This window comes from Nonomuraea sp. NPDC005730 (assembly GCF_040630865.1).
GTDB lineage: Bacteria > Actinomycetota > Actinomycetes > Streptosporangiales > Streptosporangiaceae > Nonomuraea.
In genome coordinates this window covers 101,664-119,172 of sequence record NZ_JBEXYK010000020.1, presented here as the reverse complement: position 1 = coordinate 119,172, position 17,509 = coordinate 101,664, and the positions used below count along the sequence as shown (strand labels likewise).

17 protein-coding genes are annotated in these 17,509 nt (G+C 71.5%); 11 read left to right on the top strand and 6 right to left on the bottom strand.

Features of this window, described 5'->3' with window-relative positions; genetic code table 11:
- Positions 1–16 precede the first annotated feature (16 nt).
- The 3 genes from ABZ444_RS23940 to ABZ444_RS23930 all read left to right on the top strand — a co-directional run bounded on the left by ABZ444_RS23940 (position 17) and on the right by ABZ444_RS23930 (position 4,151).
- The gene (locus ABZ444_RS23940; RefSeq protein ID WP_358000692.1) at positions 17–1,534 is read left to right on the top strand and encodes an AMP-binding protein; all 1,518 of its coding nucleotides are present in this window, start codon (positions 17–19) and stop codon (positions 1,532–1,534) included.
- Between the two features lie 173 nt (positions 1,535–1,707).
- Complete coding sequence (locus ABZ444_RS23935) at positions 1,708–3,030, top strand: FAD-dependent oxidoreductase (protein WP_358000689.1); 1,323 nt, start codon at positions 1,708–1,710, stop codon at positions 3,028–3,030.
- An 8-nt stretch (positions 3,031–3,038) separates the two neighbouring features.
- Positions 3,039–4,151: an aldolase gene (locus ABZ444_RS23930; protein WP_358000686.1), complete on the top strand. Its 1,113-nt coding sequence runs from the start codon at positions 3,039–3,041 to the stop codon at positions 4,149–4,151.
- 37 nt (positions 4,152–4,188) lie between these two features.
- Here ABZ444_RS23930 and ABZ444_RS23925 read toward each other — a convergent pair whose 3' ends face one another.
- Positions 4,189–4,869 carry a copper homeostasis protein CutC gene (locus tag ABZ444_RS23925; protein ID WP_358000684.1) on the bottom strand — a complete coding sequence of 227 codons (681 nt, stop codon included), beginning with the start codon at positions 4,867–4,869 and terminating at the stop codon, positions 4,189–4,191.
- Between the two features lie 105 nt (positions 4,870–4,974).
- On the opposite strand from ABZ444_RS23925, the gene ABZ444_RS23920 reads away from it, so the two are divergent.
- Positions 4,975–6,489 carry a protein kinase gene (locus ABZ444_RS23920; protein ID WP_358000682.1) on the top strand — a complete coding sequence of 505 codons (1,515 nt, stop codon included), beginning with the start codon at positions 4,975–4,977 and terminating at the stop codon, positions 6,487–6,489.
- A 63-nt stretch (positions 6,490–6,552) separates the two neighbouring features.
- On the opposite strand, the gene ABZ444_RS23915 is transcribed toward ABZ444_RS23920, so the two are convergent.
- Positions 6,553–7,155, bottom strand: a complete 603-nt coding sequence (locus tag ABZ444_RS23915) for a GNAT family N-acetyltransferase (RefSeq protein WP_358000680.1) — start codon at positions 7,153–7,155, stop codon at positions 6,553–6,555.
- A 199-nt stretch (positions 7,156–7,354) separates the two neighbouring features.
- Positions 7,355–8,095 (bottom strand): GntR family transcriptional regulator, encoded by a 741-nt coding sequence (locus tag ABZ444_RS23910; RefSeq protein ID WP_352363150.1) that lies wholly within the window; start codon positions 8,093–8,095, stop codon positions 7,355–7,357.
- Between the two features lie 150 nt (positions 8,096–8,245).
- Between ABZ444_RS23910 and ABZ444_RS23905 the strand changes: the two genes are divergently transcribed.
- Positions 8,246–8,569 (top strand): hypothetical protein, encoded by a 324-nt coding sequence (locus ABZ444_RS23905; protein WP_358000678.1) that lies wholly within the window; start codon positions 8,246–8,248, stop codon positions 8,567–8,569.
- 376 nt (positions 8,570–8,945) lie between these two features.
- Here ABZ444_RS23905 and ABZ444_RS23900 read toward each other — a convergent pair whose 3' ends face one another.
- Both ABZ444_RS23900 and ABZ444_RS23895 read right to left on the bottom strand, forming a co-directional pair.
- Positions 8,946–9,389 carry a zinc ribbon domain-containing protein gene (locus ABZ444_RS23900; RefSeq protein ID WP_358000676.1) on the bottom strand — a complete coding sequence of 148 codons (444 nt, stop codon included), beginning with the start codon at positions 9,387–9,389 and terminating at the stop codon, positions 8,946–8,948.
- A 3-nt stretch (positions 9,390–9,392) separates the two neighbouring features.
- Positions 9,393–10,553, bottom strand: a complete 1,161-nt coding sequence (locus ABZ444_RS23895) for an acetyl-CoA acetyltransferase (protein WP_358000745.1) — start codon at positions 10,551–10,553, stop codon at positions 9,393–9,395.
- Positions 10,554–10,844: 291 nt separating this feature from the next.
- On the opposite strand from ABZ444_RS23895, the gene ABZ444_RS23890 reads away from it, so the two are divergent.
- The 6 genes from ABZ444_RS23890 (at position 10,845) to ABZ444_RS23865 (ending at position 16,633) form a co-directional block, all read left to right on the top strand.
- Positions 10,845–11,366 (top strand): flavin reductase family protein, encoded by a 522-nt coding sequence (locus ABZ444_RS23890; RefSeq protein ID WP_358000742.1) that lies wholly within the window; start codon positions 10,845–10,847, stop codon positions 11,364–11,366.
- Positions 11,353–12,474, top strand: a complete 1,122-nt coding sequence (locus ABZ444_RS23885) for an acyl-CoA dehydrogenase family protein (RefSeq protein ID WP_358000674.1) — start codon at positions 11,353–11,355, stop codon at positions 12,472–12,474. The genes ABZ444_RS23890 and ABZ444_RS23885 overlap by 14 nt, the downstream gene beginning before the upstream one ends.
- A gap of 11 nt (positions 12,475–12,485) precedes the next feature.
- Complete coding sequence (locus ABZ444_RS23880) at positions 12,486–13,259, top strand: SDR family oxidoreductase (protein ID WP_358000672.1); 774 nt, start codon at positions 12,486–12,488, stop codon at positions 13,257–13,259.
- A 63-nt stretch (positions 13,260–13,322) separates the two neighbouring features.
- Complete coding sequence (locus ABZ444_RS23875; RefSeq protein WP_358000670.1) at positions 13,323–14,618, top strand: DUF2252 domain-containing protein; 1,296 nt, start codon at positions 13,323–13,325, stop codon at positions 14,616–14,618.
- 28 nt (positions 14,619–14,646) lie between these two features.
- Positions 14,647–15,852, top strand: coding sequence for a hypothetical protein (locus ABZ444_RS23870; protein ID WP_358000667.1), 1,206 nt, complete (start codon positions 14,647–14,649; stop codon positions 15,850–15,852).
- A 34-nt stretch (positions 15,853–15,886) separates the two neighbouring features.
- Entirely contained in the window at positions 15,887–16,633 is a 747-nt protein-coding gene (locus ABZ444_RS23865; protein WP_358000664.1) for an SDR family oxidoreductase, read from the top strand.
- Here ABZ444_RS23865 and ABZ444_RS23860 read toward each other — a convergent pair whose 3' ends face one another.
- Positions 16,634–17,449 carry a hypothetical protein gene (locus ABZ444_RS23860; protein WP_358000661.1) on the bottom strand — a complete coding sequence of 272 codons (816 nt, stop codon included), beginning with the start codon at positions 17,447–17,449 and terminating at the stop codon, positions 16,634–16,636.
- Positions 17,450–17,509: the final 60 nt, after the last annotated feature.

The following is a 17,509-nucleotide window of genomic DNA, read 5'->3' as shown; positions in this document are numbered from 1 at the left end:
CGCGACGGAGTAGCCGATGGCATCGATGCCCGACTGGGGGACGCTCCCCCGCATGCTGCGCGACCAGGCCGCACGCCATCCGGACGCCGTCGCGGTCGTCGAGGGCGCCGCCCGCGTCACCCTGTCGGAGCTCAGGACGGGAGCCGCCGAGGTGGCCCGCGCTCTGATCGCGCTCGGCGTCGAGCCCGGCGACCGGGTGGCGATCTGGGGCTCGAACTCGGCGTCCTGGGTGCGGCACGCGTTCGGCGTCTGGGACGCGGGGGCCGTCCTCGTGCCGTTGTCGTCGCGGTACAAGGGCATCGAGGCGGCCGGGCTGATCGAGCGGACCGGGGTGAAGGTCGTCATCGTCGGCGATCCGCCGCTCGCCGGCCTGCTGCCGCCCATGGACGCCCGGGTGGCCGTACGCGCGGCCGGCGACCTGGACGCGGGCGGGGTGACCGTACGGGCGGGCGAGGAACGGGCGCTGGCGGTCGGGCCCGGCGACCTGTGCGAGATCATGTCCACGTCCGGCACGACGGGCACGCCCAAGGGCGTGATGCTCGACCACGCCCAGGTCCTGCGCGGCTACTGGGACTGGGCGGAGATCGTCACGCTGGACGAGCACGACCGCTATCCGGTGATCGCGCCGTTCAACCACGGGTTCGGGCTGAACGCCGGGCTCGTCGCGTGCGTGCTGCGCCGGGCCACGATGTTGCCGATCCCGGTGTTCTCGCCGGACGCCCTGATGTCGCTGATCTCCTCCGAGAAGGTGACGATCCTGGCCGGGCCGCCCACCCTGTTCGCCCGGATCCTGGACGAGCTGGACCGCGCCGACTGGGACGTCTCCTCGCTGCGGGTGGCCATCTGCGGAGCCGCCTCCGTGCCCGCGACACTGATCACCCGGCTGGCCGAGCGGGTCGGCCTGGAACGGATGATCAACGCGTACGGGCTGATGGAGGGCACGGTCGTGTCCATGACGCGGGCCGGCGACCCCATCGACGTGATCGCGAACACCACCGGCAGGGCCGTCCCCGGCATCGAGGTCAAGATCGTGGACGACGACGGCAAGGAGGTCGCGCCCGGCCTGCGCGGCGAGATCCTGCAACGCGGCTACGGCGTCATGCGCGGTTACTGGGACGAGCCCGGCAGGACGGCCGAGGTGATCGACGCCGACGGCTGGCTGCACACCGGCGACGTCGGCGTGCTGGACGAGGCGGGCAACCTCGCCATCGTGGACAGGAAGAAGGAGCTCTACATCGTCAACGGGTTCAACGTCTCCCCCGCCGAGGTCGAGGCGCTCCTGCTGCGCGAGGGCTCGCTGGCCCAGGCCGCCGTGGTCGGCGTGCCCGACCCGGTCTCCGGCGAGGCCGGCGTGGCGTACGTGGTGCCCCGGCCGGACGCCCGCGTCACCGCCGCCGCGCTGCTGGCCTGGGCGAAGGCCAACATGTCCAACTACAAGGTGCCCAAACGCCTCGAAGTGGTGGACGCGCTGCCCGTCAACGTCAACGGCAAGGTCGACAAGCTCGCCCTGCGCTCGCGGGCCGTCCCCGGATAGCGGCGTTTCAGGGGCTGCCATGAGGGGCCTGGTGAGCGAGAATCCGGTTGGACGGGTATTCACGGGAGACGGGTTCGCCGGCGGGCGACCGGGGATACATCGAGCACACGGGCCGGTTGCACCTCTAGGGACGCGTCCTCCGCGTCGCACCTTCACCGGCATGAGGAGGCAGCGTGGCGTTGCACGTGGCGGTCATCGGGTCGGGCCCGGCCGGGATCTACACGGCCGAGGCGCTGGTCAAGCAGTCGGCCGAGCCTGTGCTGGTCGACGTCCTGGAACGGCTGCCCACGCCGTACGGGCTGGTCAGGTACGGCGTGGCGCCCGACCACACCTCGATCAAGTCGATCGCGAACTACCTGCGCAGGGTCCTCGAACTGCCCCAGGTGCGCTTCCTCGGCGGCGTCACGCTGGGCGACCACGTCTCCGTCGCGGACCTGCTCGGCGTCTACGACGCGGTCGTCTACTGCACCGGCGCGATGGTCGACCGGCGGCTCGGCATCCCCGGCGAGGACCTGCCGGGCAGCGTGGCGGCCACCGACTTCGTCAACTGGTACTGCGGCCACCCCGACGTCGATCCCGGCCGCTTCACGCTGGACAGCTCCGAGGTCGCGGTGATCGGGGTCGGCAACGTGGCCGTCGACGTCGTCCGCGTGCTGGCCAAGACGGCCGACGAGCTGCGGCACACCGACGTGCCCCGCGATGTCCTCGACCGGCTGAGCCAGAGCCAGGTCAAGGCCATCCACATGGTCGGCAGGCGGGGGCCCGAGCACGCCAAGTTCACCCTGAAGGAGCTGCGCGAGCTGGGCGAGCTGGCCAACGCCGACGTCTGCGTGCGCCCCGACGAGGCGGCCGTCCTCGGCGCCGACTTCCCGCGCCAGGTCCAGGGCAACATCAAGGTCCTGCAGTCGTGGGCCGGCCGCGAGCCCGTGGGCCGGCCGCGCCGCCTCGACGTGCGCTTCTGGCTGCGGCCGGTGGAGATCCTGGGCGCCGACCGGGTCGAGGGGCTCCGGCTCGAACGCACCCGCCTGTCGGAGGAGGGCCGCGTCGTCGGCACCGGCGAGTACGAGACGCTGCCCGTAGGCATGGTGCTGCGCTCGGTCGGCTACCAGAGCGTCCCGCTGCCCGGCGTGCCGTTCTCCGAGCGGACCATGACCGTGCCCAACGAGGCGGGCCGGGTGCGCCCGCGCGAGTACGTGGCGGGCTGGCTCAAACGCGGGCCGACCGGCGTCATCGGCACCAACAAGTCCGACGCTGCCGAGACGGTCCGCACGCTGCTGGCCGACCTGGAGGGCGAGTCCCTGGAGGGCGGCGAGCGGATGTCGCGGCCGACGGTCGAGTCGCTGCTGGCCGAGCGGGGCGTGCGGCCGGTGACCTACGACGACTGGCTGGCCATCGAACAGGCCGAGGGCGAGCTGGCCAGATCGCTCGGCCGGGGCGAACGCGTCAAGCTGGTCGGCGTCGACACCATGCTCCGCGCCTGCGCCCACCTGGAATGAGCCCGTACGTGCACGACGAGCCCGTGCCCGGTTTCGCCGAGGTCTACGCGGTGCAGCAGGCCCGCTACCCGATGGCCGAGCCGGGCCGGCAGCCGGTCCACACCGTCTACGTGCCCGCCGACCGTTTCTCCGCCTCGACCGTCGCCGAGTGGGGAGGCCAGGCGCTCTCGCTGGCCGAGGCGCATCTGGAGGCCTTCGCGCCCGACGTGCGCGACCGGGTGCTCGGCAAACTGGCCCGCGAGCCGGTCGAGGACCTGCGGATCGACTTCGAGGACGGCTACGGCCTGCGCCCGTACGAGGAGGAGGACGGGCACGCCGATCAGGCCGCGCGGGCCGTGGCCCGTCTGCACGCCGCCGGGACCCTGCCGCGCCGGTGGGGGTTGCGGGTGAAGTCGTTCGCCGACGGCGACCCGGCGAGGTCGGTGCGCACGCTCGGCGGCTTCCTGGCCGGGGTGCTGGAGCATGCGGGCGAGCTGCCGGCGGGGTTCACGGTGACGTTCCCGAAGGTGCTGATGGAGGCGTACCTCGGGCAGTTCGCGGGCGTGCTGGAACGGCTGGAGGCGCGGCTCGGCCTGTCCGGGCTGCGCTTCGAGATGCAGGTGGAGGCTCCGCAGACGCTGCCCTTCCTGCGGGCCGAGCTGCCCGCGGCGCTCGGCGGGCGGCTGGCCGCGGCGCACTTCGGCGTGTTCGACTACACCGCCGCCATCGGCCTGCCGCCGCACGAGCAGCGGCTCGACCATCCGGCCTGCGACCACGCCAGGCACGTGATGCAGACGGCGTTCGCCGGCACGGGCGTCGAGCTGTCCGACGGCTCGCTGGCCGCCGGGCCCGCCTCCGACCGGGCGGAGGACGTGCACGCTCTGTGGGGCAGGCACGCCCGGCTGGTCGGCCATTCGCTGGCCCACGGCTTCTACCAGGGCTGGGACATGCATCCGGCGCAGCTCGTCAGCAGGTTCGCCACCGTCTACGCCTTCCACCTGGCCCACTACGACTCCTACCGGGAGCGCGTACGGGCCTGGGAGGAGCGGCGGGCGGCCGGGGGCGGCGTCATGGACGAGCCGGCCACCGTCAGGACGCTGGCCGCCGCCCTCCGCCGCGCCGACGCGGCCCTGTTCCCCTGAGCCGGGCGGCCCGGGGATCCCAGGGGCCCTGAGGGGTTCAGTCGCGCTCGACCAGGGAGCGCCACTGCCGGACCAGCCGCCACTCGACCGGGTCCGTCCAGCTCGGCCGTACGGCCGAGCCCACGTGGAAGGCGCGGATGCCGTAGTCCAGCAGGTCGGGCACGTGAGCGGGCTTGAGCCCGCCGCCGGCCAGGATGATCGACCCGTCGCCGGCCTCGGCCCTGGACTTGAGCGTGGACATCCCCGCGCCGACCCCTTGGGGGGAGCCGGAGGTGAGCACGGTGGCCAGGTTGGGCAGCAGCCGCACGGCCCGCCAGGACGCCTGCACGTCGGCGGCGTGGTCGACCGCGCGGTGGAAGGTCCACGGGAGCGGCGAGACGGCGTGGATGAGCGCCTCGGTGGCCGCCAGATCGACCACGCCCGCGCCGTCCAGGAAGCCGAACACGAACCCGGCCGCGCCGGCCTGCGCGAGCGCCTTGGCGTCGCGGCGCAGCCGGTCCAGGACGTCGGGGTCGGCGGTGAAGTTGGCCGCGCAGCGGAGCATCACCATCTGGGGCAGGGGGCACTCCGCGGCGATCGCGGCGACCGTCTCCGGTGCGGGGGTGAGCCCGTCGGCAGCCATGTCGGCGACGACCTCCAGACGGTCGGCGCCGCCCTGCTCGGCGGCCACGGCGTCGCGCACATTGAGCGCGATCACCTCAAGGAGGGATCCGGTCATGGCAAAGAGGTTATATGGCGCTCTGTCCACTTGCGCCGGAAACGCACGTGCCCACTGGGGTCGCTGCGGTACGATCTTGGCCCCACACGACTGGCTGGAGGCTTGGTGCCCGAGGTGCTGGCGCTGTCGTCCGAGGATCCGGGGGCGGTCGGGCCGTACACGCTGGAGGGGCGGCTCGGAGCCGGCGGCCAGGGCGTCGTCTACGTGGGCCGGGACGGCGACGGCGGGCGCGTGGCGGTCAAACTGCTGCACGCGCACCTGATGGCCGACGAGCAGGCCCGGCGGCGCTTCCTGCGGGAGGTGGAGACCGCCAGGCGGGTGGCGCCCTTCTGCACGGCGCAGGTGCTCGACTCGGGGTTCCTGGGCGGGCGGCCGTACATCGTGAGCGAGTTCGTCGACGGGCCCTCGCTGCAGAGCGCCGTACGCGACAACGGGCCGCGCGGGGCTGCCGCCCTCCAGCGGCTGGCGGTCAACACCGCCACCGCGCTGGCGGGCGTCCACCAGGCCGGGGTGGTCCACCGCGACTTCAAGCCGGGCAACGTGCTGCTCGGGCCGGACGGGCCGGTGGTCATCGACTTCGGCATCGCCAGGGCGCTCGATCTCAGCCAGTCGGCGGTCAGCAGCCAGCCGATCGGCAGCCCGGCGTACATGGCGCCCGAGCAGATCGCCGGGGACGCGGTCGGACCGGCGGCCGACCTGTTCGCGTGGGGCGCGACCATGGTCTACGCGGCCACCGGGCAGCGGGCCTTCCCGGGCGACTCGATCCCGCGCGTCCTGCACACGATCCTCCAGGGAGAGCCGGAGCTCGGGCGGCTGGACGGCGTGCTGCGGGAACTGGTGGGCGCGTGCCTGGCCAAGGACCCGTCGCTGCGTCCCACCGCCGCCCAGCTCGTCGAACGCCTGCGCGCCCTCCCCACCTCGCCCCCGATCCCTTCCAGAACCCCTCACGGGCCTGCCGCTCCCGGCGCCTTCACGTCTCCCGCCGCTCCGGCGGGGGGTGCGCGCAGGCGGCCGCTGATCGTCGGTGCGGTGAGCGTGGTCATGCTCGTCGCCGCCGCCACCGGCTACCTCGCCTGGGCCCCTGGCGATCGTCCGGCGGGCGCGGCGGGCCCCACGGCGTCCTCACCCGCGTCCTCGCCGGTCTTCTCACCGGTCGTCACCACGCCGGAGGCGCCGACGTCCACCCCCGAGGGCTCGGCGCAGTCGTCGTCGGCCAAGGCCACCTCCAAGGCGGCCGCGACCAGGATCGCCGGCCCCAAGCGCACTCCGTCCCCCACTCACAAGCCCCGCACCAGCCAGGCCGACCCCGCACCGGACTCCCCCACCGCCACCAGGGAACCGGCCCGCAAGCCGACGAGCCGCCCCGCCAAGAGCACGCCGCCGCCCGACGACGACCCGCCGCCGCCGTCCCAGGGCACGATCACCTTCACCGACGTCCAGGATTACTGCAAGGCGCAGGGCCAGAGCATGGGGGGCGGGACCTGGGACAACCTGTGGTGCTTCGGCGGCGCGCGCATCACCGCGACGACCGTGTGCCAGTGGAAGTTCCAGGGCCGCGACGCCGTGGCCGAGCAGCCTTCGAACAACATGGCCAACGAGGTGACCTGCCGCCTGACGTGAGGCGGCGCGCGACCACCGGCCGGACCGGCCCCCCACCGGACCGGATCCGGCCAGAGGGGTTCGCTAGGCGCTGATCAGCTCCGCGACCGTCAGGTCACGGAAGGCCGTCGTGGACAGGTCGCGCGACGGCCGCTGGAACAGGGCCCCGGACGAGCGGTGCGGCAGGTCCACCGTACGGATGTGCCGGAAGCCGCGCATGCGGTAGTACTCCTGCAGCCGCGGGTTGGCCTTGGCGCAGTCGAGCCGGAGCCAGGGCAGCCCGGCGGAACGGGCCGCGGAGCAGGCCCAGTCGAGGAGCGCGTCGCCGAGCCCGCTGCCGGACCACGGCCTGGCCACGGCCAGCTTGTGGACGTAGAGCGCGGCCCCCGGGTCGTCGGCCGGGGTCCAGAACTCCGGGTCGGCGTTGCCGTCGAGGGCGATGGTCGCCACGGGCGGTGCCTGGACGTCGGGGTCGAGATAGCGCAGCTCGTCGTCGAGCAGGTACAGGACCCGCTCCTCGATGAGCGGCTCGATCCGCTCGGGGCCGAATCCCTGCCGCGGCCACTGCCGCACTCCCTGCGTGTGCAGCCACTCGGCGGTGTCCGCGAGAAGCCTGAGTACGCCGGGAAGGTCCGCGGGCTCCGCGCGCCGGAGTGCGAGCGGGTGAAGGAGGGTGTTTGTGTGCATAATACAGCCCTTCGATGCGTTGGGTGCCCATGCCGACACACAGCGTGATGACGCAATGTCGCGCAGGGGCGATACGGGTCCTCAACCCGATATATATGGATAAATGGCGATTTAGGGGAGTATGCACGACTCCCCTAGGCCAGCGAGGCGGCTTTCTCGCTGCGCCCGGCCGGCGGGATCACCCCTTCAACCGAGCCCGTCAGCGGCGACGATCGAGCTCGTATCTGATCAGATGTTTGTCGGCGGGCAGCACCGACACAGCGACACGCACTGGCATGTCGGCCCCGTCGTATCCGACTCGGACGTAGACCATGACTGGCGTGCCGAGTTCGAGTTGGAGGCGCTCGGCCTCCTCCTGGTTGGGCATGCGGGCCCAGATGTCGTCGACGACGCGAATCTGCGCGTGGCCGAGTTCTTCCAGGACCCTGTTCGCCCCGCGCGCGATGTCTCCGGGCCTGGCGATCTCGGAGTCGGCGACCAGATCACGGGGGAAGTAGGAGTCGTTGGTGTTGTACGGCTGGCCGTCGACGAACCGCAGGCGGCGACGCACGACCGCCAGCTCTCCGTCGGCCAGCTCGAGCCTGCTGGCGATCTCCTCGACGGGAGAAACCGTCAGCACTTCAATGTACTGGCTCGGCGCCCGGCCTTCCTGCGCAACGGCGTAGGCGAAGGCCTCCTTCAGTTCTCCGGTGGGCTGCGGCTCCAGCTCGCGCTGCGGGTAGATGAGCAGCGGCCTGCGGTCGCGGACCACCGTGCCGCGCCTCGGCGTGCGCGTGACCAGCCCCTCGTTGACGAGCTCCCCGAGAGCCAGCCTGACGGTGTTCCTGCTCACCCCGTGGTCTTCCATGAGCTGTGCCTCGGTCGGCAGCTGCGCCCCGGGGCCGAGGACACCCGAGTAGATGGCTCGACGCAATTCCGCCGCCACCTGCTGATACAGCACCGACCTTGCCACTTTCACCCCTTTTGTTCCAACAATTTAGACGATCTGGTTCTAGCAGGCCACAACCCCTTGACCGAAGCCCCTCGACCGGCCCATCATCCATTCGTTGGTACAAATCCATCTAAAGGCCGGTGAGGGGGTGGAGGCCAAGTGTTGCCGGTTCACTCGGACACGCCGTTCCTGCCCTGGCAGGACCCCCGCGAAGCAACTCGTTTACTGCGTTACGCGTTGCGGCGCGACGGGTTCTCCCACAAGCACCAGAGCAAGGAGAAGGCAATGTCCGTGCTCTCGGTGTCGACCGAACTGACCGTGTGGTGCATAGACGGATCCTTTGTCTGGAACGAGGAGGGTGGCGCCCCCGTCACGCACCCCATCGATGACCCTGTCGGTGCGGCTCGACGCAGCACCGTTCGTCGCCGGCGGCACGTGCCTTCGCACACCCCCACCGACTCCGTGCGCGAACTCGCGGCCTAGGACTCCATCCCTCGCCGGAGTCCTGGCGTCGCCGCTCACGGGGCAGGAAGCGCGTCCTGGCGGGTCCCCCACGCCCGCCAGGACGCGCCTTCCTCCGAGAGGGACCTTCTTGCGCCGCCGTACCGCCCCCGCGCCCGGAGGGCTGCGCGCCATCCGAGCCAGACCCGGGCCGGCGGCAGGAGTCAGCGGTCGTGACCTCGGTGTCACGTCTGTCGCCGAGTCGCTACCGCACACGTACGCCGCCACGTCCGGGTCGCCTCCATGGTTGACGCCTCAGCTTCATCATCAACCCTCACGGGCCAACCTGTAGGCACCTTCGCAATGGTGGGACTGGTGGGAATTTCCGGTACGAATCGAATGTCCGGATTTGGACCGATCAGCGGGAGGATGTGCGCTCGGGCGAATGGGCATCCGCGTCCCCGGTCAGGGGCTCCCAGTCGAGCAGGGTCAGCCGGTCGTCGATGCGCGTGCGCACCCCTCGTACGCGCTGGCCGGGCAGCGGCTCGGGAGCGGCGCCGCGCCAGTTCCCGTGCACCAGGCAGCCGGGCACGGCGTCCAGCCGGACCATCACCACGACGTACGGCTCCCCCGTCCCCGGCATGAAGGGCCGGCGGTTGACGATCCAGCTCTCGACCACGCCCTCGGCCGGCACCGGGAGCCACCGCCACGCCTCGCCCCGGCAGGACGGGCAGAAGGCCCGCGCCGGGAAGCGCGCGGTGCCGCAGCCGTCGCAGCGCTGCACCGCGAACCCCTCCCGCGCCAGGCGCTCCCACCACTCGGCGGAGTCGCGGTCGGGCTCGGGACGGGGGCCGTGGGTCATGGGTCAGGACCTCCTGAGGATCAGGGCGGAGGTGGCGGGCAGGATGTAGCCGGGCTGGGCCGTCGAGAGCGCCACCTCGGCGCCGGGCACCTGCCGGTCGCCGGCCTCGCCCCGGAGCTGGGCCACCGCCTCGGCGACGTGGTTGACGCCGTGCACGTACCCCTCCGACAGGAATCCGCCGTGGGTGTTCACGGGCAGCTCGCCGTCCGGGGCCGTGGCGCCCGACTCCACGTACGGGCCGCCCTCGCCCTTGGCGCAGAAGCCGTAGTCCTCCAGTTGCACGATCACCGAGTACGTGAAGCAGTCGTAGATCTCGGCCACGTCCACGTCGCCGGGGCCGAGGCCGGCCTGCGCGTACAGGCGCGGGGCCAGGGCGGCGGCCGCGGTCACCGTGGGGTCGGCCGGGCCCGTGCCCGACAGGTGGGACGTGCCGCCGCCCCAGGCCGCCGCCGAGATCAGGACGGGGTGGCGGCGCAGGTCGCGGGCGCGTTCCGCGGTGGTGAGGACGAGGGCGCAGGCGCCGTCGGTCTCCAGGCAGCAGTCCAGGAGGCGGAACGGCTCGGCGATCCACCTGCTGGCCAGGTAGTCCTCCAGCGTGATGGGGGTACGCATGAGGGCCCGCGGGTTCTTGACCGCGTTGGCGCGCTGGGTGACCGCGAGGCGGCCGAAGTGCTCGGGCCTGGTGCCGTACCGGAGCATGTGGGCGCGGGCGTACATGGCGTACTGCTGCGGCGGGGCGAAGTAGCCGTACGGCGCCTGGTACTGGACCTCGGGGCTGACCGGCACGCCACGCCCGGTGCCGCCCATGCGGAACTCGGAACGGGCGTTGATCGCGCGGTAGCAGACGACGGTCTCGGCCATCCCGGTGGCCACGGCCAGGGCGGCCTGGCCGACGACGGCGTGCGAGACGCTGCCGCCGCCGAACTGGTCGAGGTGCCAGGCGAGGTCGGGCAGGCCGAGGGCGGGGGCCACCAGGGAGGGCGGGGCCGAGTCGCCGACGCGGTGGGTGGCCAGGCCGTCCACGGCGTCCGGGGGCAGGCCGGCGTCGTCGAGGGCGGCCAGGACGGCGCGGCAGGCCAGGGTGAGGGTGCTGACGCCCGAGTTCTTGGTGAAGGGGGTGTAGCCGATCCCCGCTATGGCGGTCACATCCCGGAAATCAAGCAAGCGCTTGGGCACACAGATCACGCTATGCCCACCCTTTTCCCCATGTCAACCACAGGGCGACCCGGCAGCCGGGAGGCAGGCGGCGGCCGGGCCGGGCCGAGCTCCGGACGGGTTGACAGGGTTCCGGGACGGACCTAGTGTCCAAGCAAGCGCTTGGTATGTATGATGGGCGCTGTCGGTGACGAGGAGGCGGACCCCATGAGCACACACGCTGCCCGGCTCATCGCGCCGGACGGCTGTCGCGGCCTTCCGGCGCCCCACCAGCGCAGCAGGACTCGCAACGGAGCCGCCATGCCGCCCGGCCCAACACAGCACAACGGGAACGGCCACGTCGACAGCCGCCGGTTCCGTCAGGTCCTCGGCAGGTTCGCGACCGGCGTGGTGGCGATCACCGCCCTCGACCCGGCGAACGCCCAGCCGTGCGGCCTGGCGGCCAACTCCTTCACCTCCGTCTCGCTCGACCCGCCGCTGGTGGCCTTCTGCGTGGCCCACACCAGTACGAGCTGGCCCCGGGTACGCGGCGCGAAGGTCGTCACCGTGAACGTGCTGGCCGAGCACCAGCAGCCGGTCTGCGCGCAGATGGCGGCCAAGGGCGGCGACAAGTTCGCCGGTCTGGCCTGGACCGGCTCCCCCGGCGGCAACCCGGTGCTGGAAGGCGCGCTGGCCTGGCTCGACTGCGTGATCGAGGCCGAGCACCCGGCCGGCGACCACATGATCGTGGTGGCCCGGGTGCTGCAGCTCGACACGCACGCCGACGGCGGCCCCCTGGTCTTCTTCCAGGGCGGCTACGGGGGCTTTGTTGAGCCTTCGTGAGCAGGCCCGCGCCTGGCTGGAGGAGAGCCTGGCCGGCGAGTTCGCGCACGTCCGCGGTCTCGGCGGGCCCGGCAGGGAGCACGAGGGGCACGACCTGCGCCTGGCCTGGGAACGCCGGCTCGGCCAGGCGGGCTGGACCTGCCTGAGCTGGCCCGAGCGGTACGGCGGCCGGGCCGCCTCCCTCGACGACCAGGTCGCCTTCTACGAGGAGTACGCCAGGGCCGGCGCCCCCGCCCGGGTCGGCCTGATCGGCGAGGGGCTGATCGGCCCGACCATCCTGGAGTTCGGCACCGACGAACAGAAGGACCGTTTCCTCCCGCCGATCCAGCGCGGCGAGGAGCTGTGGTGCCAGGGCTACTCCGAGCCCGAGGCCGGGTCCGACCTGGCGAACGTCCAGACCAGGGCGCGGCTCGAAGGCGACGAGTGGGTGATCACCGGGCAGAAGGTGTGGACGTCGCTGGCCCACGTCGCCGACTGGTGCTTCGTCCTGTGCCGGACCGAGGAGGGCTCGCAGCGGCATCGCGGGTTGTCGTACCTGCTGGTGCCGATGGGCGGGCCGGGCGTCACCGTACGTCCGATCAGGCAGCTCACCGGCACCTCCGAGTTCAACGAGGTGTTCTTCGACGGCGCGCGCACGGCGGCGGGGAACCTGCTCGGGGCGCCGGGCGACGGCTGGCGGGTGGCCATGGCCACGCTGGGCCACGAGCGCGGCGCGTCCACGCTGGGGCAGCAGATCGGGTTCCGGCGGGAGCTGGCAGAAGTGATCGCGACCTCCCGGCGGACCGGGGCGGCCGAGGACCCGGTGCTGCGCGACCGGCTCGTCCGGTCGTGGCTGGAGCTGGAGATCATGCGGCTGAACGCCCTGCGGATGCTGGGCCCGGCCCCGGGTCCGGAGGTGTCGATCGCCAAGCTCTACTGGTCGGAGTGGCATCGCCGGCTGGGCGAGCTGGCGCAGGAGGTCCAGGGGAAGGCCGGGCTCGTGGCGGCGGACGGGCTGAACGACCTGCAGCGCTTGTATTTGTTCAGCCGGGCGGACACGATCTATGCCGGGTCGAGTGAGATCCAGCGGAACATCATCGCCGAGCGCACTCTCGGACTCCCCCGCTGATTGGAGCACGGATGGCACCGCCCTATCCGAAGTCGCACGGTCTGCTCGACGGCAAGGTCACGCTGGTGACCGCCGCCGCGGGCGCGGGCATCGGCTACGCCACCGCCAGGCGCTGCGCGGAGGAGGGGGCGACGATCGTCCTGTCCGACCGGCACGAGCGCCGCCTGGCCGCCGCCGCCGAGGCGCTGACCGAGCTGACCGGCGTCAAGCCCCTGGCGGTCCCGTGCGACGTGACGTCGGAGCCGCAGGTGCTGGCGCTGTTCGACGCGGTGGTGGAGGCGCACGGCCGGCTCGACGTGGTGATCAACAACGCCGGCCTCGGCGGTACGGCCCCGCTGGCCGAGATGACCGACGAGCAGTGGCACGCGGTCCTCGACGTCACCCTCAACGGCACCATGCGGTGCACCAGGGCGGCGGTCCGGCACATGATCGGCCAGGGCTCCGGCGTGATCGTGAACAACGCCTCGGTGGTCGGCTGGCGGGCGCAGCGCGGGCAGGCGCACTACGCGGCGGCCAAGGCCGGGGTGATGGCGTTGACCAGGTGCGTCGCGCTGGAGGTCGCCGAGCACGGCGTACGGGTGAACGCGGTGGCGCCGTCACTGGCCGTGCATCCCTTCCTGGCGAAGGTGACGAGCGAGGAGCTGCTGGCGGAGCTGGCCGCCAAGGAGGCGTTCGGGCGGTCGGCCGAGCCGTGGGAGGTGGCCAACGTGATCGTCTTCCTGGCCAGCGACTACTCCTCGTACATGACGGGCGAGACCGTCTCGGTGTCCTCGCAACATCCCTGACCTGGCCCTGTCAGGGAGAATTCGGGGTAGGCGGCGGGCATCCGGCGGGCTACCGTCCGTGTCATGGGCACACGCTCCTCCTTCCTGCTCGACGTCCTGATCAGCGAGTTCGGCGAGTCGATCAAACGGGACCCGGCCGCCTTCCGGCGCAAGTTCCGCAAGATGGCGGCCTCCCCGTTCGCCTTCTACCGGGGCAGTGCCGGCCTGTTCTACGCCGACCTGACCGGCGACTTCGCCGACGGCTCCTACCTCGACGAGCCCACGGGCCGGGTCTGGATCCACGGCGACCTGCACGCCGAGAACTTCGGCACGTACATGAACGCCTCCGGGGTGCTGGTCTTCAACGTCAACGACTTCGACGAGGCCTACGTCGGCCCCTACGTCTGGGACCTCAAGCGCTTCGCCGCCAGCGTGGCGCTGATCGGCTACGCCAAGGCGCTGTCGGACGAGACGATCAGCGCGCTGGTGACCGAGTTCGCGCGGGCGTACCTGACCGAGCTGCACGGCATCGCGACCGGCGGCGACGACGCCATCGGCTCGCTCACCCTGGAGACCACCGGCGGCGTGCTGCACCGAGTGCTGCAGACGGCGCGGCTCAGCACGCGGGTGGCGATGCTCGACGTGGAGACCGTGATCGACGACTACGACCGGCGCTTCGCCCTCATGGACGGCCGCGAGGAGGTCGACGCCGCGACCCGGGAGAGGGTGCTGGCGGCGTTCGAGGGCTACCTGGGGACGCTGCCCACGCCGTCCAACCCGGTCGAGCACGTCGTCAAGGACGTGGCGCTGCGCAAGGGCGTGGGGATCGGGTCGGCGGGGCTGCCGTCGTACAACCTGCTGCTGGAGGGGCGTTCGCAGGCGCTGGAGAACGACGTCGTCCTCTACATGAAGCAGGCCCAGGTGCCGGCGGTGGCCCGGTACGTCGACAACGAGAAGGCGGCCTCCTACTTCCTGCACCAGGGCCACCGCACGGCCGAGTCGCAGCGGGCGCTGCAGGCCTACGCCGACCCCTGGCTCGGGTACGCCTCACTCGACGGGGTGGGCCAGCTCGTGGCCGAGGTGTCGCCGTACTCGGCCGACCTCGACTGGGACGACGTCAACGAACCCGACGAGCTGCGTTCCATCATGCGCGACCTGGGACGGGCGGTGGCGCGCATGCACTCGGTGGCCGACGACGAGTCCAGCCACGACCTGGTGGACTTCTCGACGGAGGAGGCGATCGTGGCGGTCATCAACGGCGATCAATCCGGATTCATCGGCATGTTGGTGGATTTCGCCCACCGATATGGGGCACAGGCTCGTGAAGACCATCAACGGTTCGTCGACCTGTTCAGGAACGGTCGCCTGCCCGGAGTGTGAGCCCTCGCGGCGGCCGCGGAGGAGCATCGTGCGTCATCTCATTGGGCTGCTGCTGGGGACCGAGGAGGACTGGCCGGCGGCGTTCGAGACCGTGTTACGCCGGTTGGGGCCGATCAAGGGGGTGGGCGAGTTCGACGTCGAGCGCATCACGATCGAGCCGTTCGACCTGCGTGCCAAGCCACGTCACGAGCTGGTGATCGACCGGCTGGCGTACTGGTACTACCACCCCCGCGAGTGGCTGAAGAAGATCGCCATGATGGACGACGTCTATCTGCTGAACAGCCCGTTCACCTTCCAGTCGATGGAGAAGCACGCGGCCTACTGCGCGATGATGCGGCTGGGGCTCAAGGTGCCGGAGACGGTGCTGGTGCCGTACAAGAACCCGGTGGACAACTCCCGGTACGCCTACACCGCCGAGCGCTACAACCAGTCCTTCGACCTCGACGCGGTCGCCGAGCGCATCGGCTATCCGCTGTTCATGAAGCCGTACGACGGCGGCGCCTGGCGGGGCGTCTCCCGCGTCCGCGACCGCGACGAGCTGCACCGCGCCTACGACGAGAGCGGCGAGATGCTCATGCACCTCCAGCAGTCCGTCGAGGGGTACGACGCCTTCGCCAGGTCGTTGTCGATCGGCGCGGAGACCATGGTCATGCGCTTCCGCCCCGACGAGCCGATGCACGCCCGGTACGCCGTGGACCACGAGTTCCTCTCACCGTCCGTGGGTGAGGAGGTCGTCACCGTCGGGCGGCTGGTGAACGCGTTCTTCCGCTGGGAGTTCAACTCCTGCGAGACGCTGGTCAAGGGCGCCGACGTGCACCCGATCGACTACGCCAACGCCTGCCCCGACGTGGCCCTGACCAGCCTGCACTACTACTTCCCCTGGGCGATCAAGGCGCTGGTGAAGTGGAGCGTGTTCTGCGTGGCCACCCGCCGCCGGCCGCGCATCGACCTGGAGACGCACGACTACTTCGAGGTCACCGGCGACTACGGGGAACGGCTGGCCCGGTACCGCGAGCTGGCCGACCGGTACTTCGAGGTGGACCGGTACGAGGAGTTCTGCCGTACGCATCTGGGGCACATCGACGAGATCGTGCTGGAGTGGGTGGCCGGGCCGGAGTTCGACCGGCTGCTGGTCGACACGGTGGCGGCCACGTACCCGGCGACCGAGCGCGAGCGGTTCACCGAGCACTTCCGGGGGCTGTTGCGACTCTGGGTGAAGGACGAGGGCAGCTAGTAACCGACCAGTCGGTATGGCATGCTTCCGGAACATGAGTCTGTTCTCGGTGGAAGGCAAGACGGTCGTCGTCACCGGCGGTTCGCGCGGCATCGGCCGCATGATCGCCGCCGGGTTCGTGGCGGCCGGCGCGACCGTCGTCATATCGGCACGCAAGGCGGCGGAGGTCGACAAGACCGCCGCCGAGCTGGGCTGCACGGCCGTCCAGGCCGACCTGTCCACGCCCGAAGGGGTGGACACGCTGGTCACGGCGGTGGGCGGCCCGCTGCACGTGCTGGTCAACAACGCCGGCGCCACCTGGGGCGCGCCTCTGGAGGAGTATCCGGAGCACGCCTTCGACAAGCTCTGGGACATCAACGTCAAGGGCGTCTTCTACCTGACCCAGAAGTTCCTGCCAAACCTGCGGGAGGCGGCCGGCCCGGACGACCCGGCCCGGGTGATCAACGTGGGCTCGATCGACGGCATCCGGGTGCCCGCCCTGGAGAGCTACGCCTACTCCTCCACCAAGGCGGCCGTGCACATGCTGACCCGCCACCTGGCCAGGCAGCTGGCCAAGGAGCACATCACGGTCAACGCCATCGCCCCCGGGCCGTTCGACTCCAAGATGATGGCCTTCGCCCTGGACGACCCCGCCACCCGCGCCGCCATCGCCTCGACCGTGCCCCTGGGACGGATCGGCCGGCCCGACGACATGGCGGGCGCGGCCGTCTTCCTGTCCTCGCGGGCGGGGTCGTACCTGACGGGCACGGTCATCCCGGTGGACGGCGGGATCTCCTGCTGATCAGACCAGCTCCTTCAGGGCCCTGGCGAAGTTCGCCGCGGCGTCCGGCGCGTACCGCAGGAACAGGTACGGCTCGGTCAGCTCCAGCTCGATGACCACCGGTGTGCCGTCGGACAGCCGGACCAGGTCGATCCTGGCGTAGAGAAGGGCGTGGGGAATGACTGCTAGCACCTTCTCGGCCAGGTCGACCTGGTCCGGGGCCGGGGTGCGGAGCTCGGCCCGCGCGTTGTAGTCGAGGGTCGCCTCCGCCGCGAGCATCGGATGGCGGCGGACGGCGTGGCTGAGGCGGCCGTTGAAGTACAGCAGGGAGGTCTCGCCCTCCGACTCCACCATGTCGAGGTAGGGCTGGACCATCGGCTGCCGCCCCGCGGCCTGGAGCGCGGCGGCCAGCTCCGCCGCCTGGTCGCGGTCGGTGGTCCTGGTCGTGTCGCGGGCTCCGGCGGAGATCGCGGGCTTGACGACGTACTCGGGCCAGTCGGGCAGGTCGTGGGCGGACCAATGGGTGGGCACGGTCGGCACGCCCAGGTCTCTCAGGTATGTCTTGTCGGTGTTGCCCTCCAGGACGACGGCCGGGTTGAGCAGCTTGGTGACGGACTCGACGCGGTGGGCCCAGGCCAGGAACTCCGCGCGCCGGTCGATGTAGTCCCAGGCCGATCGCACCACGACGGCGTCGTAGGCGCTCCAGTCGGCCGCGGGGTCGTCCCAGCGTTCGGCGCGGCCTTCGATGCCGTTGGCCTGCCAGTGGGAGAGCGCGAGGTCGCGCTCGTCGTCCAGGCCGGTTGGGTCATCAAAGGTGACATATGCACAGTTCGTCATCCAGGGATGGTAGTGGGAGCGGGCCGGGCCGCCTCGACCCGGCCCGCACGGGGACGCCCT